Origin of the sequence: Streptomyces sp. NPDC051133, from assembly GCF_040682635.1 — a bacterium.
Classification (GTDB): Bacteria; Actinomycetota; Actinomycetes; order Streptomycetales; family Streptomycetaceae; genus Streptomyces.
The window spans coordinates 35,875-59,037 of record NZ_JBFBBK010000001.1 but is presented as its reverse complement, the minus strand read 5'-3'; the positions used below and the strand labels follow the sequence as shown (position 1 = coordinate 59,037).

The window sequence follows — 23,163 nt, the reverse complement described above, 5'->3', positions numbered from 1 at the left end:
TCCATGCGCAGCACTCTCGTCCTGCACGCCGTCGACTCGCACACCGAGGGCATGCCGACCCGCGTGATCACCGGCGGGATCGGCACCGTGCCCGGTGCGACGATGAACGAGCGGCGACTGTACTTCCGCGAACACCGCGACCACATCAAGCAGTTGCTGATGAACGAGCCGCGCGGCCACTCCGCGATGAGCGGGGCGGTCCTGCAGCCCCCGACCCGCCCCGACTGCGACTGGGGCGTGCTCTACATCGAGGTCTCCGGCTACCTCCCGATGTGCGGGCACGGCACGATCGGGGTGGCCACCGTGCTGGTGGAGACGGGCATGGTGGAGGTGACGGAGCCGGTGACCACGATCCGGCTCGACACCCCGGCCGGGGTGGTGGTCGCCGAGGTGGCGGTGGAGAACGGCGCCGCGCGCGGCGTGACGCTGCGGAACGTGCCGTCGTTCGCCGTCGCCCTGGACCGTACGATCACCCTGCCCGGCGGCCGCACCGTCACCTACGACCTCGCCTACGGCGGCAACTTCTACGCGATCCTCCCCCTCGACGCCTTCGGTCTGCCCTTCGACCGCGCCCGCAAGGACGACATCCTCGCGGCCGGCCTGTCCCTGATGGAGGCGATCAACGCCGAGGCGGAGCCGGTGCACCCCGAGGACCCGTCCATCCACGGCTGCCACCACGTCCACCTGTACGCGCCGGGCGCCACCGCCCGGCACTCCCGGCACGCGATGGCCATCCACCCGGGCTGGTTCGACCGCTCCCCGTGCGGTACGGGTACGAGCGCGCGCATGGCCCAGCTGCACGCGCGGGGCGAACTCCCGCTGCACACCGAGTTCGTGAACGAGTCGTTCATCGGCACCCGGTTCACCGGACGGCTGCTGGGCACGACGCGGGTCGCGGGCCGCACCGCGGTCCTGCCGAGCTTCACCGGCCGGGCGTGGATCACCGGCACCGCCCAGTACCTCCTCGACCCCACCGACCCCTTCCCGGAAGGATTCGTCCTCTAGCCTCACTCAAGCCGTCCTCTAGACTCCCCCGGTGACGCGTGACATGGCACAGAACACGCAGGGCGCGCAGATGCCCGCCCTCCCCCGCCTCGGTGGCCGCCGCAGCAGCTACCGCGAGCGGGTCGCCGACGCGCTGCGCGCCGCGCTGATCGCCGGCGAGCTGCGCCCGGGCGAGGTGTACTCGGCGCCCTCCCTCGCGTCCCGCTTCGGCGTCTCGGCGACGCCGGTGCGGGAGGCGATGCTGGACCTGGCCAAGGAGGGGCTGGTCGACACGGTGCCCAACAAGGGCTTCCGGGTCACCGCCGTCTCCGACCGGCAGCTGGACGAGTACACGCACATCCGCGCGCTCATCGAGATCCCGACGGTGGTGGAGCTGGCCCGCACGGCCGACCGGGTGTCGCTGGAGGCGCTGCGCCCGGCGGCCCGGGAGATCGTCACCGCCGCGGCGGCGGGCGACCTGATCGCCTACGTCGAGGCCGACACCCGATTCCACCTCGGCCTGCTCGCCCTGGCGGGCAACGCGCACCTGGTCGAGGTGGTCGCCGACCTGCGGGGCCGCTCCCGCCTCTACGGCCTGACCGCCCTGGTGGAGGCGGGCCGGCTGCTCGCCTCGGCGCAGGAGCACCTGGAACTGCTCGACGCCCTGCTGGAGCGCGACGGGAAGGCCGTCCACGAGATCATGACCCGGCACCTGGGCCACGTACGCAGCCTGTGGGCCGACGGCACCCCGGCGACCTAGATGTATTAATCACGAGCGTTGTTAACAGGGCCGGGGTCTTGATCATGGCGAAGACCTCCGGTGTGGTGGAGGTGTCTAAGCTGCACCGCACACGGAGGTCTTCGTGTCCCACCGTAATGCCCGCCTGACCGTTCACGGCAGACGGATCCTGGTCGAACGCGTGCTGTCCGGCCGGCCCGTCGCGCACGTGGCGGCTGAGATGGGCATATCGCGGCCCACCGCCCACAAGTGGATCCGCCGCTGGCGGGCCGAGGGCGAGGCCGGGCTGCACGACCGGCCCAGCAAGCCCCGAACCACACCCCACCGCACACCACCCGCGGTCGAGGCCCAAGTCTGCCGTCTGCGGACCGACCGCAAGCTCGGCCCGGCCCGCATCGGACCGGTTCTGGGCCTGCCCGCTTCCACCGTGCACCGCATCCTGGCCCGCCACGGCCTCAACCGCCTGGCCTGGCTGGACCGGCCCACCGGAGCGATCGTCCGCCGCTACGAACGCGCCCGGCCGGGCGAACTCGTCCACGTCGACATCAAAAAGCTCGGCAACATTCCCGACGGCGGCGGCCACAAAGTCATGGAGCGCCGCCAGGCGATGGACAACAAACTCGCCACCACCGACCGACGCCGCAGTTGCAAGCCGGTGATCGGCTACTCGTTCATCCACTCCGCCGTCGACGACCACTCCCGCCTCGCCTACAGCGAGGTCCTCACCGACGAGCGCAAGGAAACCGCCGCCGGCTTCTGGCAGCGGGCGAACGCCTTCTTCGCCGCCCACGGCATCACCGTCGAACGGGTCCTGACCGACAACGGCTCCTGCTACAAGTCAAACCTGTTCACCCAGACGCTGGCCACGGCCGGCATCACCCACAAGAAGATCCGGCCCTACCGACCGCAGACCAACGGCAAAGTCGAACGCTTCAACCGCACCCTGCTCGACGAATGGGCCTACCAGCGGCCCTACCGGACGAACGACGAGCGAACCCAGGCCCTGGCAGACTTCCTCCACACCTACAACCACCACCGCTGCCACACCGCACTGGGCGGACACCCGCCCATCAGCCGCGTCAACAACGCTGCGGGTCAATACACCTAGACCGTGCGATGACGCTCCGGGCATGGCGGGCATCCGCCCCGGGCGCCGGACATCTCGCGGTGCGGACGCCGCGCCGGAGCATTTTTTGCACCATCGGGGCGTCCGGGCTGCACAAGAAACGGCGATTTTGCGGCGGGCGGGGGCATACCGGACCATGGCGGGGCCCCGGCGATCCCGGGACATCTGTTCGATGAGAGGCGCACCACCCATGCACGTCACCGGAACCGCTCCGCAGCCGGCTCCGGCCCCGGAACCCGTCGCGGTTGCCGTCGAGGACCCCCGCCCCGCCGGCAGCAGGCACGCCCGCCGTTTCGGCCTGCCCGTCGCCACCGCGCTGGTCATGGGCAACATCATCGGCGGCGGCATCTTCCTGCTGCCCGCGTCCATCGCCCCGTACGGGACGGTCAGCCTGGTCGCCTTCGGCGTCCTCACCGTCGGCGCCATCGCGCTGGCCCTCGTCTTCGGCCGGCTCGCCGCCCGTGACCCCCGTACCGGCGGCCCCTACGTCTACGCCCGCGAGGCCTTCGGCGACTTCGCCGGCTTCCTCGCCGCCTGGGCGTACTGGATCACCACCTGGGTGTCGAACGCCGCGCTCGCGGTCGCCGCCGTCGGCTACCTCGACGTGCTGGTCCCGGTCGCCGGCCACAAGGGCACCGCCTGCCTGGCGGCCCTGGCCCTGCAGTGGCTGCCCGCCCTCGCCAACTTCGCCGGCACCCGCTACGTGGGCGCCGTCCAGCTGGTGTCCACGGTGCTGAAGTTCGTGCCGCTGCTGCTCGTCGCGGTGGGCGGACTGTTCTTCTTCGACCCGTCCCGGCTCGGGCCGTTCAACTCCAGCGGTCACGGCGCGATCGGCGCGGTGTCCGCGTCCGCCGCCCTGCTGCTCTTCTCCTACCTCGGGATCGAGTCCGCCGCGGTCAGCGCGGGCGAGGTGCGCGACGCCCGCCGCAACGTGGGCCGGGCCACCGTCATCGGCACGGCCGGCGCCGCGCTGGTGTACCTGCTGGGCACGGTGTCCGTCTTCGGCACGGTCGCGCACGACCGGCTGGTGACCTCGACCGCGCCGTTCTCGGACGCCGTGAACACGATGTTCGGCGGCAGCTGGGGCGGTACGGCCGTCGCGCTCGCCGCGCTGGTCTCGATGACCGGCTGCCTCAACGGCTGGACGCTGCTCAGCGCCCAGACCCCGTACGCCGCCGCGCGGGACGGCCTGTTCCCGGCCGCCTTCGCCCGCCGCCGCCGGGGTGTGCCGACGGTCGGCGTCGGCGTCACGGTAGTCCTGTCCTCCCTGCTCACGGTGTACAACTACCTGTCGGGCTCGGCGAAGGTCTTCGACGTCCTGGTCCTCGTGACCACGTTCACCGCGACCGTGCCGTACCTGCTGGCCACCGCCGCGCAGCTGTTCCACCTCGTCTCGGGCCGCGCCGTGGACCGGGGACGGCTGGTGCGGGACTCGGTGATCACCGCGGTGGCGGCGGCGTTCTCCGTCTGGCTGATGGCGGGCGCCGGCTATGCGGCGGTGTATCAGGGCGTGCTGTTCCTGTTCGTGGGGATCCTCGTCTACGCCGTGATGGCGGCCCGGCGCCTGCGGCACCGGGAGGCATGAGCCCTCGCTCGCACGGCGGACGGGCGTGCACCACGAACCCGGCATGACCGAGGGGCCGTTCCGGATTGCTCCCGAACGGCCCCTGATCCGCGACTTCGTAAAGTCGGGACGACAGGATTTGAACCTGCGACCCCTTGACCCCCAGTCAAGTGCGCTACCAAGCTGCGCCACGTCCCGCCGCGGTCCCACGCGGGGTGTCCCGCGTGATCACGCAGGTCAACCCTACCGCACCGGTGCGGGTGCCCGTGTCGTCCCCGCGGTGACGGGGTCGGCCGGGCGGGCGGGGCGGCGGGCCGGGACCAGCAGGGCGGCGCCGGCCGCGGCCAGGCACAGGACGGTGAGCAGCGCCCAGCCGTGGGTGTAGCCGGAGGCGTGGGGCAGACCGGAGGGCTGGAGGCGGCCGGTGACCAGGAGGCTGGTGAGCGCGGCGCCGATGGAGCCGCCGATGGTGCGGATGTTGGCGTTCATGCCGGTCGCGGCGCCGGTCTGCTCGGGCGGCACGCTGGCCACGACGAGGGTGGCCATCGAGGCGTAGGCCAGGCCGATCCCGAGGCCGAACAGGCCCGCGACGACGGCGATCTGCCACTCGGCGTCATGCCAGAGGGTGAGGAAGCCGCAGGCCAGCGCGCCGAGCGCGGCGCCCGTGGCGAGCAGGGCCTTGGCTCCGACGCGGGGCTCCAGGCGGCCGGAGAGGACGCCGGAGAGGAACATCGCGAGCAGCATCGGCAGCATGAGCAGGCCGGAGGCGGTGACGCTCGCGCCGAAGCCGTAACCGGCCGTGGCGGGCGTCTGGACGAAGCCCGGCAGGAAGGACCAGATCGCGTACATGCCCGCGCCGAACAGCAGGGCGGCCGTGTTGGTCGTCCACACCGCGGGCAGCCGCATCACGCGCAGGTCGATCAGCGGATTGCGGGAGCGGGCCTCGGCCGTGAGCCACAGCGCGAACAGGGCGACGGCGGCGGCGAACAGGCCGAGCACCCCGGGCGAGCCCCAGCCCCACCGCCCGGCCTGGCTCAGCGGGAGCAGCAGGGCCACCAGCCAGGCGGACAGCAGTGCGGCACCGGTCCAACTGACCCTTCCCTGAGCGCGGTTGGGGGACTCGGGCACGTAGCGCAGGGCGATCAGGACCGTCACGGCGACGACGGCGACCGGGATCCAGAACAGCCAGCGGTAGTCGAGCGCGGAGACGATCGGGCCGGCGGCCACCATGCCGACCCCGCCGCCGGCGGCGATGACCGCGGAGAGGTTGCTGATGCTGCCGCTCACCTCGGCCGGGGCGAACTCGTCCCGGATGATGCCGAAGGACAGCGGGAACAGGGCGCCGCCGACGCCCTGGACGACCCGGGCGACGACGAGGACGCCGATGTTCGGGGCCAGCGCGGCGATGAGACAGCCCGCGAGGACGGTCAGCAGGACGGCGACGAGGGTGCGTTTGCGGCCGGCGAGGTCGCCGAGGCGGCCGAGGATCGGGGTGAAGACCGAGGCGGACAGCAGGTAGGCCGTCATCACCCAGGTCGCGGTCGACTGGGAGGTGTGCAGGGCGTGCTGGACGGTCGGCAGGGCCGGCGCGATCAGCGACTGGAGCATCGAGAACACGCCCGCACCGGTCGCGAGGACCGCGAAGGTGAGGCGGGTGGACGTGCGGGGCATGGCGGAGCCTCTCCGGAATCCGGGATGCGCGGGGTCGGGGTGTGTCGGGCGACGGGCGACGCGGCCCGTGCGACAGGGGTGCGGGGGCGGGCGCCCGGCCGGGTACGGCCAGGGCGGAGCAGCCCCCGCACTGCTAAAGTGGAGGTACCCCTCCACTGTAACGGAGGGATGCCTCCGGTTCAAGCGAACGGAGGCCTTCCTCCGGTTCGTCGAGCTCTTCCGGGAGGCAGCAGTGACGGCCACACCGTTCCCCGTCAGCGCGATCGTGGCGGCCCGCCGGCCGCACCGCAAGGACGCCGCCCGCAACTACGACGCCCTGCTCGCCGCCGCCCGTGAGGCGTTCGCGGAGCACGGCGCCGACGCCTCCCTGGAGGACATCGCCCGCCGCGCGGGCGTCGGCATCGGCACCCTGTACCGCAACTTCCCCACCCGCCGCGACCTCTTCGAGAGCGTCTACGCCGACGACGTCAACGCCCTGTGCGCGGCGGCCGTCGACGTCGCCGGCCGCGAGCCGTGGGAGGCGCTGACGGCCTGGCTGGACCGGTTCGCCGGCTACATGGTCACCAAGCGCGCGGTGCGCGAGGCCCTGAACGACGAGTCGGACATCTTCCAGGCCTGCCGCGACTCGATGTACGCGGCCGGCGGCCCGCTGCTGGAGCGGGCGCAGCGGGCGGGCGTGGCCCGCACGGACATGGACTTCGCCGATCTGCTGCGGATGGTCGCCGGGATCACGGCGACGGCGTTCGAGGACGACGCCCAGCGCGAGCGGGTCCTCGGGATCGCGCTGGACGGGGTCCGCACCGGCCGCTGACCCGCCCGCGGCCGCGCCCTACTTGATGAGCGCGTTCGCCACCACCACGAACACCCCGAGCAGCGCGTCCCCCAGGCCGACGAGGGCGGAGACCGGCCAGTTCCGGGCGGACGCGCGCGCGGTGACGACGCCCAGCACGAACAGGATCGCGATGTTGAGGGCGAACGCGGCCAGTTCGACGCCGTTGGCCGGCCACCACCCCCACCACGCGCCCGCGAGCAGCAGGACCGTGGGCAGCACGGCGGCGACGAGCGGCCACTCGCCCCGCACGGCGAGCAGGGCATCCCGGCGGCCGTGCGGGGTGCGTTCGGCGATGTAGTGGGCGTAGCCGTGGGCGAGCGCGGAGGCGACCGCGGTCACCAGCACCCAGGCGGCGTCGTAGCCGCGGACCTCCCTGGAGGTGTGGCCGTACTGGGTGAGCGCCGCGACCATCGAACTGGCGAGGACGGCGCCGTACACCCCGCCGAACAGGACGGCCTCACGCGTGTCCTGGTGCCGGGGCGGCGGCCGGCCGGCCGCCGTGGAGTCAGCCATGCTCCCCACGATCACCCGGCCCCGGCACCGCCGCCACTTCGTCCGGGGCCGACGAAGTGTCCTCCCACCAGGCCCGACGCCCCACACACTGTCGGCAGCCGGCCGGTGCGGACGCTGGCTAGGGTCGCTGCCATGACGCACAGCTTCGCGCTCCACATTCCGGACGCCGACCTCGAACCCGAGCCCCTCGACCCGGAGCAGATCGTCTCCGGGGACCCGGAGGTGACCGGAAAGGTGGTCTGGGAGTCGCCGGACGGCCGGCAGCTCCGCGGGATCTGGCAGATCACGCCGGGCGTGGTCACGGACACGGAGGCGGACGAGGTGTTCGTGGTGATCAGCGGGTCGGCGACGATCGAGGTCGAGGACGGGCCCGTGCTGACGGTGGGGCCGGGTGACATGGCGGTGCTCCGCGCGGGCGACGTCACGACCTGGACCGTGCACGAGACGCTGCGCAAGGCGTACGCGATCAACCTGTGAGGCCGCCGGCCGGCGGCGGTCCCGTCGTGCCCCGCACCCGAAGCGCCGGCACGGTGAGGTGCACCAGCCCCTCGCCGTCCGGCCGCTCGAAGCGGTCCAGCAGACGGCGCGCGGCCCGCCGGCCCATCTCGTGCGGGGCGGCGTCGACGGTGGTCAGCCAGAGGTGCCGCAGCCGGGAGACGCCGGTGTTGTCGTAGCCGGCCACCGACAGGTCGCCCGGCACCCGCAGGCCCAGTTCCGCGGCCGCCGAGAGTGCGCCGATCGCGGCCATGTCGTTGACGCAGAAGAGCGCCGTCGGCCGCTCGCCGCGGCCGAGCAGGCGTACGGTCCCCCGGTAGCCGCCCTCCTCGGTCAGGTCGCCGGGCTCGACGAGCGGTTCGGCGCCCCGGGCCCGCATGGCGGCCTCGAAGCCGCGCCGGCGCAGCGCTCCGACCTCGCCGTGCCCCGCGAGGTGCGCGATCCGGCGGTGGCCGAGGCCGAGGAGATGCCCGGTGACGAGCCGGGCGCCCCGCTCGTCGTCCCCGGCGACGACGTCCACGCCCGGCGCCCGGTGCTCGTGCGCGCCCGCGACGACCACCGGCATCCGCCGTGCGAGGGCGCCGAGCGCGCCCGCGTCCGGGACCGTGCCGACCACCACCAGCCCGTCGACGCCGAGGTCCACGAAGGGTTCGGCCAGGTCATGGCCCAGCCGCCGGTTCAGCCGGGCGTCGGCGAGGAGCATGTGCAGTCCGGCGCCGTGCAGCAGCGAGTTCAGGCCGTCCAGCAGTTCGACGAACCAGGGGTTGCGCAGGTCGTCCAGGAGCACGCCGACCGTGCGGGTGCGCTGTTCGCTGAGGCTGCGGGCGGCCGCGTTCGGCCGGTAGCCCAGCTCGCGCACGGCCCGCAGCACCGCGTCCCGCTTCTCGGGCCGCACCCGTCCGGAGTCGCGCAGCACCAGCGAGACCAGCGACTTCGACACCCCGGCCCGTTCGGCCACGTCGCGGATCGTCGGTGGTCTCATGGGCTGGACCGTTCCACGGAGCGTGGCGCGCTGTCAAAGGGTTGACATGCTGGCCATGTCCGCACAAAGGTGGCCCGGACAGAGATTGGACCGGTCCAAAAAGGGGCTGCCATGGTGGACGAACTGGGAGTGGCCGTCGTCGGGTTCGGCTGGATGGGCCGGGTGCACACCCAGGCGTACGCCCGTCTCCCGCACCACTATCCGGACCTCCCGCTGCGGCCCCGGCTGGTCACGGTCGCCGAGGAGGTGCCGGGCCGGGCCGAGGAGGCCGCCGAGCGGTTCGGTTTCGCCTCCGCGACGCGCGACTGGCGCGAGGTGGCCGCCGACCCGCGCGTGCGGGCGGTCAGCATCACCGCGCCGAACTTCCTGCACCGGCGGATCGGGGTGGCGATGGCCGAGGCCGGCAAGCACCTGTGGATCGAGAAGCCGGTGGGGCTCACCGCGGCCGACGCCCGCGCGGTGGCGGACGCGGTCGCCGCGGCCGGGGTGCAGGGCACGGTGGGCTTCAACTACCGCAACGCGCCCGCCGTGGAGGCCGCCCGCGACCTGATCGCGGCCGGGGAGATCGGCGCGGTCACGCACGTGCGCATCCGCCTCCTCAGCGACTACGCGGCCCACCCCGACTCCGCGCTGACCTGGCGGTACGAACGGGCGCGCGGCGGCAGCGGGGTGCTCGGCGACCTGGCCTCGCACGGCGCCGACCTGGCCCGCTTCCTGCTCGGTGACATCGCCTCGCTCACCGCCGACACCGCGATCTTCGTCCCCGAGCGGGCCCGCCCGGCCGGCGCCACCGCCGGCCACGCCCTGGCCTCCGGCGGCGCCCTGGGTCCGGTCGAGAACGAGGACTACGTCAGCTGCCTGCTGCGCTTCGCCTCCGGCGCCCGGGGGGTTTTGGAGGCCTGCCGGGTCTCGGTCGGGGAGCAGAACGACTACGGCTTCGAGGTGCACGGCACCCGGGGCGCGGTGTTCTGGGACTTCCGCCGGATGAACGAGCTCGGGGTGAGCCGCGGGACGACGTACCAGGACCAGCCGGTGAGCACGGTGTACGTCGGCCCGGGCGCCGGCGAGTTCGCCGCGTTCCAGCCGGGCGCGGCCAACGCCATGGGCTACGACGACCTGAAGGTCATCGAGGCCGGCCGGTTCGTCCGCTCCGTCGCCGAGGGCACGCCGTACGGCGCCACGCTCGCGGACGCGGTGCACAGCGCGGCGGTGCTGGACGCGATGACGGAGTCGGCCGAGCGCGGCACCTGGGTCAGCCCGCGGGCATGTTGTACGGGGTGACCACCTGGACCGCAGACGGCAGCAGCGGGCCGGCCGGCGGCAGCGCGCCGTGGAAGCGCATCACCGCGTGAGCGGCCTCGCGCAGGTCGTGCCGCAGGTCGTGGTGGAGCACCGCGGACAGCCGGTGTTCACGCAGCAGGCGGGTGTTGTCGTGGTCGAGGTCGTGCGCCACGAACACCGCGCACTCCCGGCCGAGGTCGGCGAAGGCCCGCAGGGTGGCGACGTTGCCGCCGCCGATGGAGTAGACGGCCCGGATCTGCGGGTCGCGTTCCAGGGCGGCGCGGACGAGGTCGTACTGGGTGGCGTCCAGGCCCTGCCCCTCGGCGATCTCCACCAGGGTGCGCTCGGGATGCCGGGCGCGCATCACGCTCCTGAACCCCATCTCGCGCTCCTCCTCGTTGCGGAAGAAGCCGCTGCTGAGGCTGGTGAGGACATGGCCGGGGCGGTCGCCGAGCCACTGGCCCGTCAGGTAGGCGGCGGTCGCGCCCGCCGCCCGGTTGTCGCTGCCGACGTAGCCGAGCCGGCCGCTGGCGGGCAGGTCGGTGACGAGGGTGACGACCGGGATGCCGGCGGCGGTGAGCCGGCCGACGGCCGCGGTGACCTCGGGGACGTCCGGCGCCTTGAGGATCACGCCCTGCGAACCGCGCCGGGCGATCCGGTCCAGCGTCCCGACCTGCCACGCCGCCGGGCCGGTCTCGCGGAAGTGGAAGCGGGAGCGGACCACGGCCGGGTGCAGGCCGGGCAGTTCGGCCTCCAGGGCGGTGCGGACGGCGGTGGTGAACCGCTCGGGCGCCTGCACCACGATGTCGACCATGAAGGTGCGGCCGACCAGCCGGACCTGGGTGCGCTGCCGGTCGAGGTCGGCGATGGCCCGGCGCACCTCCTGGGCGGTGCTCTCCCGCACCCCTCCCCTGCCGTTCAGCACCCGGTCCACGGTGGCCTCGCTCAGACCCGCCTGACGTGCGATCTCCCGGATCGGGAACGGGTGGCCCATGGAGCTCTCCTTGAGGGGTTTTTGATGGCTGCCTGCTGGTTGTTCGAGGGGTTTGTACTGACAAGAATGACAGGGCTGCGCCGCTGTCGTGACCGCACGGTGCGTGGCTCCCGTGACCGAGAGAAGGACTCCGATGTCCGTCACCTCCGCGCCAGGCCGCGCCTGGCTGACCGAGCAGGACTGCGACCTCGACGCGTTCCGCGCCCTGGTGACGCGGACCACCGGCCTCGCCGGCCACCCGCATGCCGACTCGGTGACCGAGGGCGTGCTCGTGTACGACGGTGAGCGGCTGCGGACGGCCGCCGACCGGGACGCGGTGCGGGCCGAACTGGTGCGGGCGCTGGCCGACGGCCCCGGGATCGTCGTGGTCCGCGGCGCCTTCCCGGACCTGGCGGTGGTGGACCGGGTCACGGCCGTGTTCGAGGCGCTGATCGCCGAGCAGCGGGCCTCCGGGGCCGCCGCGGGCGACCACTTCGCCGCGCCCGGCGCCAACGACCGGGTGTGGAACGCGCTGGAGAAGACGGCCCTGTACGACCCCGCGGCGTTCGCCGACTACTACGCGAGCGAGGTGCTGGCGCTGGTCTCCACCGCCTGGCTGGGCCCCGGCTACCAGGTCACCTCGCAGGTCAACGTGGTCAACCCGGGCGGCGCCGGGCAGAGTCCGCACCGGGACTACCACCTCGGCTTCCTGGGTAACGCGGCGGCCGCCGCCTATCCCGCGCACGTGCACCGCCTCTCCCCCGTGCTCACGCTGCAGGGCGCGGTCGCCCACTGCGACATGCCGGTGGAGTCGGGTCCGACGCTGTACCTGCCGTACTCCCAGCTGTACGAGCCGGGTTATCTGGCCTGGCGGCTCCCGGAGTTCCGGGCGTACTTCGACGCGCACCACGTGCAGCTCCCGCTGGCCAAGGGCGACGCGGCCTTCTTCAACCCGGCGCTCTTCCACGCCGCCGGCACCAACCGCACGGCGGACGTACGGCGCACCGCCAATCTGCTCCAGGTGTCCTCGGCCTTCGGGCGCGCGATGGAGACGGTGGACCGGGAGGCGGTGGCGAACGCGGTGTTCCCGGTGCTGCTGCGGCGCAGGGCCGAGGGCGCGTCCGGGGCCTGGCTGGACAACGTGATCGCGGCGAGCGCCGAGGGCTACCCCTTCCCCACCAACCTCGACAGCGACCCACCGGTCGACGGTCTGGCCCCGCCCGCGCAGGCGGACGTCGTACGCCGGGCGCTCGACGAGGGGTGGACGCCCGGCCGGCTCCGGGCGGAGTTGCGGGCCGGCGCGGAGCGCCGGGAGAGCTGAGGGGCTGTCATGGGACTTCTGGACGACAAGGTCGTGCTCGTGGGCGGCGGCACCCAGGGCGTGGGGGCCGCGGTCGCGCGGGCCGCCGTGCGGGAGGGTGCCGTCGTGGCGGTGAGCGGGCGGCGGCCCGGGCCGGGCGAGGCGCTGGTGGCGGAGCTGACCGCGGCCGGCGGCGAGGCGCGCTACGTCCGCGCCGACCTCGCGGACCCCGAGCGGGCGAAGGGGGCGGTGGCCGCCGTCGTGGACGCGTACGGCCGGATCGACTGCCTGGTGAACTCGGCGGGGCTGACCTCGCGGGGCACCCTGCTGGACACCACGCCGGAGCTGTTCGACGCGCACATCGCGGTCAACCTCAAGGGGCCGTTCTTCGCGATGCAGGCGGCGGTCGCCGACATGGTGGCCCGCAAGGCGCCCGGCACGATTGTCAACGTCATCACCTCGTCGGCGCACGGCGGGCAGCCGTTCCTGGCGCCGTACGTCGCGGCCAAGGCCGGGCTCGCCGGGCTCACCCGGAACGCGGCGCACGCCCACCGCTGGGACCGGATCCGGATCAACGGCCTGAACATCGGCTGGACGGCGACGGAGGGCGAGGACGCCACGCAGCGCGCCTTCCACGGCGCCGGCGACGACTGGCGGGAGCAGGCCGCGGCCCGGCTGCCGATGGGCAGGCTCGGCCGGCCGGACGAGATCGCGGACTTCGTGGTCTTCCTGCTGTCCGACCGCTCGGGGGTGGTGACCGGCTCGGTGATCGACTGGGACCAGAACGTACTCGGCGGACTCGACTGACCCTCCCCGCAGCCCTTCTGCACTCTAGGAGCACCATGCGCATCGGAATCCTCGGCCTCGGCCGCATCGGCGCCTTCCACGCCGAGACCCTGTCCGCACTGGACGCCGTCGAGTCGCTCGTCGTCGCCGACCCGTTCGCGGACGCCGCCAAGGCCGCCGCGGAGCGGTTCGGGGCCGAGGTCGCGGACTCGCCCCAGGCGCTGCTGGCCGCCGGGGTGGACGGCCTGGTCGTCGCGGCGGCCACGGACGCCCATCCCGCGCTGATCCTGGCCGGGGTCGAGGCCGGGGTCCCGGTCTTCTGCGAGAAGCCCGTCGCCCGCACGATGGCGGAGGGCGTCCGGGTGCTCCAGGCCGTCCAGGGCCGGGACGTGCCGATCCAGATCGGCTTCAACCGCCGCTTCGACGCGGGCTTCGCCGCCGCGCGGGCCGCCGTGCGCTCCGGTGAGCTGGGGGCGCTGCACACGGTCCGCTCCACCACCCTGGACCCGGCGCCGCCGCCGGCCGCGTACGTCGCCGCGTCCGGTGGCATCTTCCGGGACTGTTCCGTCCACGACTTCGACATCATCCGCTGGGTGACGGGCCGTGAGGTCACCGAGGTGTACGCGGTGGGCGGCAACCGGGGCGCGGACTACATCAGGGAGGCGGGTGACGCCGACACCACCGGCGCGGTCCTCACCCTGGACGACGGCACCATCGCGGTGGTGTCCAACTCCCGGCACAACGCCCGGGGTCATGACGTCCGCATGGAGCTGCACGGCTTCACCGACTCGATCGCGGTGGGCCTGGAGGACCGGCTTCCGCTGCGCTCGGTCGAACCCGGCGTGACCTTCCCGGCCGGCACCCCGCACGACTTCTTCATGGACCGCTTCGCCGACGCCTACCGCGCCGAACTCGCCGCGTTCACGGAGGTCGTGGCCGGCACCCGGCCCTCCCCGTGCACGGTCGAGGACGCCCTGGAGGCCGGCTGGATCGCCGAGGCCTGCACCCTGTCCCTGCACGAGCACCGTCCGGTGACGCTCGCGGAGGTACGGCAGGCGTGAGACCGACGAGGCGGCGCCGGGCGAGCGGCCCGGCGCCGTCTTCTGTGTCTCAGCCGCAGTAACGGATGAGCCACTCGTCGGGGTTGTACGTGTCCCGGGCCGGGTCCGGTGTGGTCGCCGGCCTGGTCTCCACCGTGTCCTCCGGGCGTATCCGCTCGGGCAGCGTGCCGAAGCGGCTGCGGCGGGCGGCGGCCGCCTCGGCGGTGTCCTGCGTGCTCTCCCGGGGCTCGGTGCGCTGCGTCATCTCGTCCTCCCGTCTGCGCGGGGTCCCCCGTCATCATGGACAACGCCCGCGTGCAGCAGTTGGTTCCCGGCCACAGCCTGTCCGAATCCCTCACGGTTGCGCAGGAACCGGGCCGTGGCGCCGGGATCACCCCCGGTGACTCCGGCGGCGAGGGCGGCGGCACGGCGGGCCGCATCCCGCGGCCGGGTGACGCGCCCGTGACCGCGCAGACCCGGCCGGCCGGACGCCCCGCGCACGCGCACGCGGGGGCGCTCCCCCCGCCCGTGGCGGTGGGAGCGCCCTCGTCGGTGGGCCGGTGACCCGCGCTAGGCGCCGCAGGAGCGCAGGAAGCGGCGGGTGCGGACCGCGATCGGCAGGGGACTGTCCGGCTCGCAGGGGTACATGTCCTGCTCGACGATCGCGAACAGCTCCACGCCCAGTTTCTGCGCCGCCTCGAGGACGGGCCCCAACTCGGGCACACCGAACGGCGGTTCGCACATCACGCCGCGCTGCACCGCCGGCCCGAACGGCACCCCGCCCGCGACCACCTCGGCGAGGACGTCCGGGTCGACCTGCTTGAGGTGCAGGTAGCCGATGCGCTCGCCGTAGGTCTCGATCAGCTTGACGCTGTCGCCGCCGCAGTAGGCGTAGTGCCCGGTGTCCAGGCAGAGGTTGACCAGCTCGGAGTCGGTCGAGTCCAGGAAGCGTTCGACGTGTTCCTCGGTGTCGAGGTGGGTGTCGGCGTGCGGGTGGACGACGATGTCCAGGCCGTAGCTCTCCTTCACCTCGTGCCCCAGCCGCTCCATGCCCTTGGTCAGGTGCGCCCACTGTTCGGCCGTCAGCTCCGGCGGCTCCAGGATCTCGGCGGTCTTGTCGTCCCGCCAGAACGAGGGGATGACCACCAGGTGCCGCGCCCCCATCGCCCGGGTCAGGGCGGCGACCTGGCCGACGTGGGCCCAGGTCTCCTCCCAGACGGCCGGGCCGCGGTGCATGCCGGTGAAGACCGTGCCCGCCGAGACCCGCAGCCCGCGCCGGGCCACCTCGTCCCGCAGCCGCGCCGGGTCGGTGGGGAGGTAGCCGTAGGGGCCGAGTTCGATCCAGTCGTAGCCGGCCTCGGCGACCTCGTCGAGGAAGCGTTCCCAGGGGACCTGCCGTGGGTCGTCGGGGAACCAGACGCCCCAGGAGTCGGGGGCGGAGCCGACCCGGATACGGTCCAGCGCGGTGGGGTGGGCCATGATCAGGCGTTTCCTTCCGGGGACGAAGCCACGGGTGCGGTGAGGTCGCCCTCCTCGGGCAGCTCCTCCACATCGACGCCGCGCACCTGGGCCAGCTCGTGCTTGAGCGCGGCCAGTTCGGCGCCGCCGGCCATGTGGTTGGTCAGCTCCTCCAGGCTGACCTCGCTGCGGGAGGCGGACAGTTCCAGGGTGCCCAGGCGCAGCACGCTGAAGTGGTCGCCGACCATGTAGGCGTGGTGCGGGTTGTGGGTGATGAAGATGACGCCGAGGCCTCGTTCGCGGGCGGCGGCGATGTACTTGAGCACCACGCCGGACTGCTTGACGCCGAGCGCGGCGGTCGGCTCGTCCAGGATGAGGACCCGGGCGCCGAAGTAGACGGCGCGGGCGATGGCCACGGACTGGCGCTGGCCGCCGGAGAGGGTGCCGATGGGCTGCTCCAGGTCGTCCAGGACGATGCCCATGTTGCGCAGTTCCCGGTCGGCGGTGGCTTTCATCCGGGCGATGTCCAGGCGGCGGACCGGCCAGGGTCCCCTGGTCATCTCCGAGCCGAGGAAGAAGTTCCGCCACACCGGCATCAGCGGGACGGTGGCCAGGTCCTGGTAGACCGTGGCGATGCCCCGGTCGAGGGCCTCGCGCGGGGTGGAGAAGCGCACCGGGGTGCCGTCGACGAGGAACTCGCCCTCGGTGTGCCGGTGCAGCCCCGAGACGATCTTGATGAGGGTGGACTTGCCGGCGCCGTTGTCGCCGAGCACGCAGGTCACCTGGCCCGCGTGGACCGTCAGGTCGACGCCGTGCAGGGCGCGGACGTTGCCGTACGACTTGCCCGCGCCGCGCAGTTCCACCAGGGGGCCGTCACCGGAGGGCGGCGTGTCGGCGAGGACGGCGCCGTGGGCCGTGTTGTCGGTCATCGCTCTACCTCCGGGTCGCCGTGCGCTGGACCCACAGATTGATCAGGACGGCGCCGAGGAGCATCACGCCGAGGAAGGCCTTGAACCAGTCGGGGTTCCAGCCCGCGTAGACGATGCCCTGGTTCACCATGCCGAACATGAAGGCGCCGAAGACCGGGCCGATCGCCGAGCCGTAGCCACCGGTGAGCAGACAGCCGCCGATGACGGCCGCGGCGATGTAGATCAGCTCCTGGCCGACGCCCTCGCCGGACTGCACCGTGTTGAAGGAGAACAGGTTGTGCATGCCGATGAACCAGGCGCCGAAGCCGACCAGCATGAACAGCGAGATCTTGGTGAACCGCACCGGGACACCGACGGCCCGCGCGCTCTCCTTGTCGCCGCCGACGGCGAAGATCCAGTTGCCGTACTTGGTGCGCAGCAGCACCCAGGTGGCGAGGGCGGCGAAGACCAGCCACCACACGACGGTGATCTTCACCTGGACGCCGCCGACGTCGAAGGAGGAGGCGAAGATCTTCTTCGCCTGGTCGAAGCCGTCCATGTCGCTGATGTCGTCGGTGGCGACGTTGCCGGTGACCCACTTGGTCACGGCCAGGTTCACCCCCTGCAGGATCAGGAAGGTCCCCAGCGTGATCAGGAAGCTGGGCAGGCCCGTCCTGACCACCATCCAGCCGTTGAGGAACCCGATGGCGAGGGAGACGACCAGGGCGACGATCACACCGGTCCACACGTTCAGCGTCAGCTGGTAGCTGAGCATGCTCGCGGTCAGCGCCGAGGAGATCACCGCGACGCCGGCCGACAGGTCGAACTCGCCGCCGATCATCAGCAGCGCCACCGGAAGGGCCATGATGCCGATGGTCGAGGACTGGTAGAGGACGGTCGCCATCGAGCTGCCCTGGCGGACCGAGGGCGCGGCGATCAGGAAGAAGATCAGTACGGCGAGGGCGCCGAGGAAGACCCCCACCTCCGGCCGGGCCAGCAGCCGCAGCACCAGCGGGCGCCGGGCGGTACGGCCGTCTCGCTCCGAGGGGCCGGACGCCGGCGGCTTGCCGACGGCCGGATCGGCCTGCTGGGCCATGCTCATCACCGGGTCCCCTTCGCGGCGAACGCGGCGACCCTGTCGACGTTGGACCTGTCGACGAAGGCCGGACCGGTCAGCACCGGCTGCTCACCGCCGCCGCTGAAGTTGCCGTTGTACTTGTAGAGCCACAGGGAGTCCACCGCCAGATAACCCTGGAGGTAGGGCTGCTGGTCGACCGCGAACTCGATCGACCCGTCCCGGACGGCCTTCACCAGATCCTTGTTCAGGTCGAAGGTGGCCACCTTGGCCTTGCTGCCGGCGTCACCGACGGACTGCACCGCGGTGAGGGCGAAGGGCGCGCCGAGGGTGACGACGGTGTCGATGGAGTTGTCCTGCTTCAGCTTGGCCGTGATGGTCGAGCGCACGGACGGCATGTCGGTGCCGTTCACGTACAGCGTCTCAGTGGTGCCCTTGAACGTCTTCTTCACGCCGTCGCAGCGCTGGGTGAGGCCCACGTTGCCCTGCTCCTGGATCACGCAGGCGATCTTCTTGGCGCCCGTGGTGTTCAGCTTCTTGCCGAAGGCCTCGCCCGCCACGCTCTCGTCCTGCCCGAAGAACTCCAGCAGGCCGAGCCTCTTCCAGTCGCTCAGGCCCGAGTTCAGGCCCACCACCGGTATGCCCGCCTGCTCCGCCTTGCCGATGACGCTCTTCATGGCGTCGGGCTTGGCCAGGGTGACCGCGATGCCGTCGACCTTCTGGTCGATCGCGTTCTGCACCAGGTTGGCCTGGGTGCCCGCGTTGGGGTCGGCGGAGTAGACGAGCTTGATGTTGTCCTTGGCCGCCGCGGCCTCGGCCCCCTTCCGGACGGTGTCCCAGAAGGTGTCGCCGGGAGCCTGGTGCGTGACCAGCGCGACCGTCATCCGGGGCGTGTTCGCCCGGCCCGCCGAGGCGTTCTGTGCCGCCTCCTCGGCCTTCTTGCCGCCGTGGGCGCTCGCGCAGCCGGCGAGGGTCAGGGCTACCGCGGCGGCCACCGCCACGAGGGGGGCCGGCCTCCGGAAACGGGAGGGGGAAGAGCGGTCCATCTTTCCTGCACCTCACTGTGCGTGCGACGGGGGAAGGGACGCTGTTGCGTTGGGACGGGATCCAAGTCCCTGACGGGCCCGCTGTCAATGCTTTGTTAAGACATCATTTCACGAGGTGGTCCGAATGTAAGAACAAATCATGGACACCTTCGCCGTCCCGGACCTACACCCGGGAGGCATGAGCCCAGTACACCGCACCCCGCAGCGGACGGCACCAGGTGATCGCGTGCTCGCCCCCCTCACCTTCGCCCTGGACCGCACGAGCCCGGTACCGCTCTACATCCAGACCCTGGTCGACAAGGGGCTGCTGGTGCGCCGGCGGGGGGTGGGCACGCAGGTGGTGCACAGTCAGGTGAAACGGCCGCTGGAGCTGAGCAGCCTCTACGACGACCTGGAGTCGGCCGGGCAGGGCCCCACCACCCGGGTGCTGCGGGGCGAACGGATCCCGGCGACCGCCGACGTGGCCGCGGCCCTCGGCCTCGCGGAGGGCGCCGAGGTCGTCGTACTGGAGCGGCTGCGCCGTACACACGGGCAGCCGGTGGCGTTCCTGTGCAACCACTTGCCCTCCGCCCTGCTCGAACTCGCCACCGGGCGGCTGGAGTCGACGGGTCTGTACCGGATGATGCGGTCCGCCGGGATCACCCTGCACAGCGCCCGCCAGTACGTCGGCGCGCGCAGCGCCACCGCCGCCGAGGCGGCCCTGCTGGACGAGAAGGAGGGTGCGGCCCTGCTCACCATGCGGCACACCACCTACGCCGACACGGGCCGGCCGGTCGAGTTCGGCAGCCATGTCTACCGGGCGTCCCGGTACGCCTTCGACTTCCATCTGCTGGTCAGAGGCTGAAACGGAATCCCCCGCGTTCACACAGCCCGCCCCGGCCGCGAGTGCGGCGCGGGCCACCGGTCCCGCACCTCGCCGAAGTCGCAGGTAACGGTGACGATTACGTTTCGGGCAAGAGACCCCTCAGTACGACCGGAGCTATTGACGCATGCGCGGACATGGGGCTGTGATTACGCCCACGATGTTCGGTCGAGTTGATTTCTGAGCGGTTTCGAGGACCTTTCGGTGATCGACTCACCCCTTGGCCGAACCCTGTATTCCTCAGGAGCCGCCATGCGCCTCTCCCCCTCCGGTCTTGCCCTCCCGGGTCCCAGCCGCCGCTCCCTGCTGCGCGGAGCGGGCGGTGCCGCCCTGCTCGCGGGTGCCGGCATACCCCTGCTGTCCGCCTGCGGCGGCAGCGGTTCCTCGTCGGACCCGAAGACCGTCGCGCTCGGCTCCAACGCCTCGGACGCCGTGCCGAAGAAAGCGTTCGCCGAGATCTACGCCGCCTTCGCCAAGCAGTCCGGCATCAAGGTCGATGTCAACACCAAGGACCACAACACCTTCCAGGAGCAGATCAACTCCTACCTCCAGGGCACGCCTGACGACGTGTTCACCTGGTTCGCCGGCTACCGCATGCAGTTCTTCGCGGCGAAGAACCTGGCCTCGCCGATCGACGACGTGTGGGCGAAGATCGGGGGCAACTTCCCCGACGCGATGAAGAAGCTCAGCCGGGGCGAGGACGGCAAGTACTACTTCGTGCCGCTGTACACGTACCCCTGGGCCCTGTTCTACCGCAGAAGCGTCTTCGAGCAGCATAGGTACGAGGTCCCCGCCACCTGGGACGAACTCGTCGCCCTGTGCAAGCAGATGAAGAAGGACGGCCTGGTCCCGATCGCCTTCGGAGACAAGGACGCCTGGCCGGCGATGGGCACCTTCGACCAGATCAACTTCCGTCTGAACGGCTATGACTTCCACACGTCCTTGATGGCGGGCAAGGAATCCTGGACCGACCCCAAGGTGAAGGCCGTCTTCGACCACTGGGCCGAGATCCTCCCCTACCACCAGGACGGTTTCATGGGCCGCACCTGGCAGGACGCCGCCCAGACCCTGGTGTCCAAGAAGGCCGGCATGTATCTCCTGGGCTCCTTCGTGGGCCAGCAGTTCACGAACAAGGCCGACCTGGACGACCTCGACTTCTTCGCCTTCCCGGAGATGAACTCCGCGTACGGGCAGGACACCGTCGAGGCGCCCACCGACGGGTTCATGGTGAGCAAGTCCCCGAAGAACCACGCCGGCGTCGTCGAACTCATGGAGTTCCTCGGCACCCCCGAGGCCGAGGCCATCTACCTCAAGGCCGACAACAGCGTGGTGGCCGCCTCCAGCAAGGCCGACACCTCCTCGTACACGGCGCTGCAGAAGAAGGCGTACACGATGATCAGCGGCGCCAAGAGCCTCACCCAGTTCATGGACCGCGACTCCCGGCCCGACTTCACCTCCACGGTGATGCAGCCCGGCCTGCAGAAGTTCCTGCAGAACCCCAAGGGCGTGGACAGCCTGCTGTCGTCCATCGACCGCCAGAAGAAGCAGATCTTCGCGTCCTCGTGAGCGGCCCGATGACGACCGATACGACGACGAAGTCACCGGAGGCGGCCGCGGTGCCGCCTCCGGGCGCCGCGCCCGCGAAGAAGCGGGTGCCCCGGGGGCAGCGCCGCCTGCTGACCCGCCGCGACCGCATCACGCTCGCCCTGATGGCGGGCGTGCCGACGATCCTGCACGTGCTCCTGGTGTGGGTCACCGCCATCGCCTCGATCTTCCTCGCCTTCACCACCTGGGACGGCATCGGGTTCGACTCGATCAGGTGGGTGGGCCTGGAGAACTTCAAGCAACTCTTCAGCGACAACCCGCAGTTCTGGCCCGCCGTCCAGCACAACGTGATCTGGTTCGTCGTCCTGATCCTGATCCCGACGCCGTTCGGCCTGTTCCTGGCCGTGCAGCTGGACAAGCGGATCCGCTTCAGCCGCGTCTACCAGACCGCCTTGTTCCTGCCGGTCGTCATCTCGATGGCGTGCATCGGCTTCGTCTGGCAGCTGGTCTACAACCCGGACACCGGCCTGATCAACAGCATCATCGGGGCCAACAAGCCCGGCCACTACATCGACTGGATCGGCGACCCACACCTCAACCTGTGGGCGGTCCTCATCGCCGCGTCCTGGCGGCACACCGGTTACATGATGATCCTGTACCTGGCCGGCCTGAAGAGCGTCGACCCCTCCCTGCGGGAGGCGTCCGCGCTGGACGGCGCGAACGAGTGGCAGTCGTTCAGGCACGTCATCTTCCCGACCCTGCGCCCGACCAACACGGTCGTCCTGGTCGTCACCATCATCGAGGCGCTGCGCGCCTTCGACCTGGTCTTCGTCTTCAACAAGGGCGCCCAGGGCACGGAGTTGCTGTCGATCCTGGTCACCAACAACATCATCGGCGAGTCCAGCAGGATCGGTTACGGCTCCGCCATCGCGGTCGTCCTTCTGGTGATCTCCCTGGCGGTGATCATCCCCTATCTGATCGCCACCTTCCGGAAGGAGCGGCGCGCATGAGCGGCACCACTCTCCCGCTGCGGCGGCGCGCCCCCCTCCGCCCGGCCCGGGTCCTGCTGCACGTCTTCCTCGCGGGCACGGCGCTGGCCTGGCTGGCCCCGCTGCTGTGGGCGGTCTTCTCGGCGCTGCGGCCGTACAGCGAGACCAGCGCCAAGGGATACGTGTCGTGGCCGGACAAGCTGACCTTCGCGAACTTCACGAACGCGTTCCAGCAGTCCGACATGACGCACTACTTCGGCAACACGCTGATCATCGCGGTGCCGGCCGTGCTGCTGACCCTCTTCCTGTCCTCCTGCGTGGCGTTCTACGTCAGCCGCTTCGACTTCCGGCTCAACCTCGCCCTGCTGCTGGTGTTCACGGCGGGCAACCTGCTGCCGCAGCAGGTCGTCATCACCCCGCTGTACCGGCTGTACCTGCTGACGAACCTGCCGGGGATCACACAGAGCGGCAAGCTGTACGACTCCGCGCTCGGCCTGGTCCTCATCCATGTGGCGTTCCAGTCCGGGTTCTGCGCGTTCGTGCTGAGCAACTACATGCGCTCGCTGCCGCACGAGCTGACCGAGGCCGCGCTGGTCGATGGCGCCTCGGTGTGGCGGCTGTACTGGCAGATCACCCTGCCCCTGTGCAAGCCGGCGATGGCGGCCCTGGCCACCCTTCTCTCCATCTGGATCTACAACGACTTCTTCTGGGCCCTCGTCCTGATCTCGACCGGCGAGAACATGCCCATCACCTCGGCGCTGAACAACCTCTCCGGCCAGTACTTCACCGACCCCAACCTGGTCGCCGCGGGCTCCCTGCTGACGGCGATCCCGACCCTGGTCGTCTACTTCGCGCTCCAGCGCCAGTTCGTCAGCGGCCTGACACTCGGCTCCAGCAAGGGCTGAGGCGCGCACCCCGACAACCGACCGGCCCACGGCAACCGCCGCCAACAGAAGCAGGGGAGTGCGCAGTTCAGCGACCGACTGCCCGTGCT

Annotated in this window: 24 protein-coding genes and 1 tRNA gene; 15 read left to right on the top strand and 10 right to left on the bottom strand. The window is 71.6% G+C overall.

Annotated elements, in window-relative coordinates:
- The first annotated feature begins 3 nt into the window (after positions 1 to 3).
- From AB0N17_RS00320 to AB0N17_RS00305, 4 genes are all read left to right on the top strand, one after another.
- A complete protein-coding gene (locus AB0N17_RS00320) occupies positions 4 to 1,005 on the top strand; it encodes a proline racemase family protein (protein WP_366008790.1) in 1,002 nt (333 codons plus the stop codon).
- Positions 1,006 to 1,048: 43 nt separating this feature from the next.
- Positions 1,049 to 1,744 carry a GntR family transcriptional regulator gene (locus AB0N17_RS00315; RefSeq protein WP_366009138.1) on the top strand — a complete coding sequence of 232 codons (696 nt, stop codon included), beginning with the start codon at positions 1,049 to 1,051 and terminating at the stop codon, positions 1,742 to 1,744.
- Between the two features lie 103 nt (positions 1,745 to 1,847).
- On the top strand, positions 1,848 to 2,831 hold the full coding sequence (locus tag AB0N17_RS00310) for an IS481 family transposase (protein WP_366008788.1): 984 nt from the start codon (positions 1,848 to 1,850) through the stop codon (positions 2,829 to 2,831).
- 208 nt (positions 2,832 to 3,039) lie between these two features.
- A complete protein-coding gene (locus AB0N17_RS00305; protein WP_366008787.1) occupies positions 3,040 to 4,434 on the top strand; it encodes an amino acid permease in 1,395 nt (464 codons plus the stop codon).
- A 103-nt stretch (positions 4,435 to 4,537) separates the two neighbouring features.
- Here AB0N17_RS00305 and AB0N17_RS00300 read toward each other — a convergent pair.
- Positions 4,538 to 4,611, bottom strand: a tRNA-Pro gene (locus AB0N17_RS00300).
- Between the two features lie 45 nt (positions 4,612 to 4,656).
- Positions 4,657 to 6,084, bottom strand: a complete 1,428-nt coding sequence (locus AB0N17_RS00295; RefSeq protein ID WP_366008786.1) for an MFS transporter — start codon at positions 6,082 to 6,084, stop codon at positions 4,657 to 4,659.
- Between the two features lie 232 nt (positions 6,085 to 6,316).
- Between AB0N17_RS00295 and AB0N17_RS00290 the strand changes: the two genes are divergently transcribed.
- Positions 6,317 to 6,895: a helix-turn-helix domain-containing protein gene (locus AB0N17_RS00290; RefSeq protein WP_366008785.1), complete on the top strand. Its 579-nt coding sequence runs from the start codon at positions 6,317 to 6,319 to the stop codon at positions 6,893 to 6,895.
- Between the two features lie 18 nt (positions 6,896 to 6,913).
- Here the strand turns inward: AB0N17_RS00290 and AB0N17_RS00285 are convergent, their stop codons facing one another.
- Positions 6,914 to 7,429 (bottom strand): hypothetical protein, encoded by a 516-nt coding sequence (locus tag AB0N17_RS00285; RefSeq protein ID WP_366008784.1) that lies wholly within the window; start codon positions 7,427 to 7,429, stop codon positions 6,914 to 6,916.
- A gap of 132 nt (positions 7,430 to 7,561) precedes the next feature.
- Here AB0N17_RS00285 and AB0N17_RS00280 point away from each other — a divergent pair, with 132 nt between their 5' ends.
- Complete coding sequence (locus tag AB0N17_RS00280; protein ID WP_366008783.1) at positions 7,562 to 7,906, top strand: cupin domain-containing protein; 345 nt, start codon at positions 7,562 to 7,564, stop codon at positions 7,904 to 7,906.
- Here AB0N17_RS00280 and AB0N17_RS00275 read toward each other — a convergent pair.
- On the bottom strand, positions 7,896 to 8,906 hold the full coding sequence (locus AB0N17_RS00275; RefSeq protein WP_366008782.1) for a LacI family DNA-binding transcriptional regulator: 1,011 nt from the start codon (positions 8,904 to 8,906) through the stop codon (positions 7,896 to 7,898). The two genes, AB0N17_RS00280 and AB0N17_RS00275, sit on opposite strands and share 11 nt — an antisense overlap.
- Positions 8,907 to 9,017: 111 nt before the next feature.
- Between AB0N17_RS00275 and AB0N17_RS00270 the strand changes: the two genes are divergently transcribed.
- Entirely contained in the window at positions 9,018 to 10,187 is a 1,170-nt protein-coding gene (locus tag AB0N17_RS00270; RefSeq protein ID WP_366008781.1) for a Gfo/Idh/MocA family oxidoreductase, read from the top strand.
- Here the strand turns inward: AB0N17_RS00270 and AB0N17_RS00265 are convergent.
- Positions 10,159 to 11,181 (bottom strand): LacI family DNA-binding transcriptional regulator, encoded by a 1,023-nt coding sequence (locus tag AB0N17_RS00265; protein ID WP_366008780.1) that lies wholly within the window; start codon positions 11,179 to 11,181, stop codon positions 10,159 to 10,161. The two genes, AB0N17_RS00270 and AB0N17_RS00265, sit on opposite strands and share 29 nt — an antisense overlap.
- 133 nt (positions 11,182 to 11,314) lie before the next feature.
- Here AB0N17_RS00265 and AB0N17_RS00260 point away from each other — a divergent pair, with 133 nt between their 5' ends.
- Genes AB0N17_RS00260 through AB0N17_RS00250 form a run of 3 tightly spaced genes read left to right on the top strand, consistent with a single transcriptional unit; the run spans position 11,315 to position 14,307 of the window.
- Positions 11,315 to 12,481, top strand: coding sequence for a phytanoyl-CoA dioxygenase family protein (locus AB0N17_RS00260; RefSeq protein ID WP_366008779.1), 1,167 nt, complete (start codon positions 11,315 to 11,317; stop codon positions 12,479 to 12,481).
- A 9-nt stretch (positions 12,482 to 12,490) separates the two neighbouring features.
- Positions 12,491 to 13,267 (top strand): SDR family oxidoreductase, encoded by a 777-nt coding sequence (locus AB0N17_RS00255; protein WP_366008778.1) that lies wholly within the window; start codon positions 12,491 to 12,493, stop codon positions 13,265 to 13,267.
- Positions 13,268 to 13,302: 35 nt separating this feature from the next.
- Positions 13,303 to 14,307 carry a Gfo/Idh/MocA family oxidoreductase gene (locus AB0N17_RS00250; RefSeq protein WP_366008777.1) on the top strand — a complete coding sequence of 335 codons (1,005 nt, stop codon included), beginning with the start codon at positions 13,303 to 13,305 and terminating at the stop codon, positions 14,305 to 14,307.
- Between the two features lie 49 nt (positions 14,308 to 14,356).
- Here the strand turns inward: AB0N17_RS00250 and AB0N17_RS00245 are convergent, their stop codons facing one another.
- Positions 14,357 to 14,551: a hypothetical protein gene (locus AB0N17_RS00245; protein WP_366008776.1), complete on the bottom strand. Its 195-nt coding sequence runs from the start codon at positions 14,549 to 14,551 to the stop codon at positions 14,357 to 14,359.
- A 35-nt stretch (positions 14,552 to 14,586) separates the two neighbouring features.
- Between AB0N17_RS00245 and AB0N17_RS00240 the strand changes: the two genes are divergently transcribed.
- Positions 14,587 to 14,850, top strand: a complete 264-nt coding sequence (locus AB0N17_RS00240; RefSeq protein ID WP_366008775.1) for a hypothetical protein — start codon at positions 14,587 to 14,589, stop codon at positions 14,848 to 14,850.
- 6 nt (positions 14,851 to 14,856) lie between these two features.
- On the opposite strand, the gene AB0N17_RS00235 is transcribed toward AB0N17_RS00240, so the two are convergent.
- The 4 genes from AB0N17_RS00235 to AB0N17_RS00220 are packed head-to-tail and all read right to left on the bottom strand — an operon-like array spanning position 14,857 to position 18,773.
- Positions 14,857 to 15,765: a sugar phosphate isomerase/epimerase gene (locus tag AB0N17_RS00235; RefSeq protein WP_366008774.1), complete on the bottom strand. Its 909-nt coding sequence runs from the start codon at positions 15,763 to 15,765 to the stop codon at positions 14,857 to 14,859.
- 2 nt (positions 15,766 to 15,767) lie between these two features.
- Complete coding sequence (locus AB0N17_RS00230; RefSeq protein WP_366008773.1) at positions 15,768 to 16,673, bottom strand: ATP-binding cassette domain-containing protein; 906 nt, start codon at positions 16,671 to 16,673, stop codon at positions 15,768 to 15,770.
- 4 nt (positions 16,674 to 16,677) lie between these two features.
- Positions 16,678 to 17,754 (bottom strand): ABC transporter permease, encoded by a 1,077-nt coding sequence (locus AB0N17_RS00225; protein WP_366008772.1) that lies wholly within the window; start codon positions 17,752 to 17,754, stop codon positions 16,678 to 16,680.
- Entirely contained in the window at positions 17,754 to 18,773 is a 1,020-nt protein-coding gene (locus tag AB0N17_RS00220; RefSeq protein WP_366008771.1) for a sugar ABC transporter substrate-binding protein, read from the bottom strand. The genes AB0N17_RS00225 and AB0N17_RS00220 overlap by 1 nt, the downstream gene beginning before the upstream one ends.
- 178 nt (positions 18,774 to 18,951) lie before the next feature.
- On the opposite strand from AB0N17_RS00220, the gene AB0N17_RS00215 reads away from it, so the two are divergent.
- The 4 genes from AB0N17_RS00215 (at position 18,952) to AB0N17_RS00200 (ending at position 23,074) form a co-directional block, all read left to right on the top strand.
- Complete coding sequence (locus tag AB0N17_RS00215; protein WP_366008769.1) at positions 18,952 to 19,617, top strand: GntR family transcriptional regulator; 666 nt, start codon at positions 18,952 to 18,954, stop codon at positions 19,615 to 19,617.
- Between the two features lie 270 nt (positions 19,618 to 19,887).
- Positions 19,888 to 21,201 carry an ABC transporter substrate-binding protein gene (locus tag AB0N17_RS00210; RefSeq protein ID WP_366008768.1) on the top strand — a complete coding sequence of 438 codons (1,314 nt, stop codon included), beginning with the start codon at positions 19,888 to 19,890 and terminating at the stop codon, positions 21,199 to 21,201.
- Positions 21,202 to 21,209: 8 nt separating this feature from the next.
- Complete coding sequence (locus AB0N17_RS00205; protein WP_366008767.1) at positions 21,210 to 22,190, top strand: sugar ABC transporter permease; 981 nt, start codon at positions 21,210 to 21,212, stop codon at positions 22,188 to 22,190.
- Positions 22,187 to 23,074, top strand: a complete 888-nt coding sequence (locus AB0N17_RS00200) for a carbohydrate ABC transporter permease (protein ID WP_366008766.1) — start codon at positions 22,187 to 22,189, stop codon at positions 23,072 to 23,074. The genes AB0N17_RS00205 and AB0N17_RS00200 overlap by 4 nt, the downstream gene beginning before the upstream one ends.
- Positions 23,075 to 23,163 lie beyond the last annotated feature (89 nt).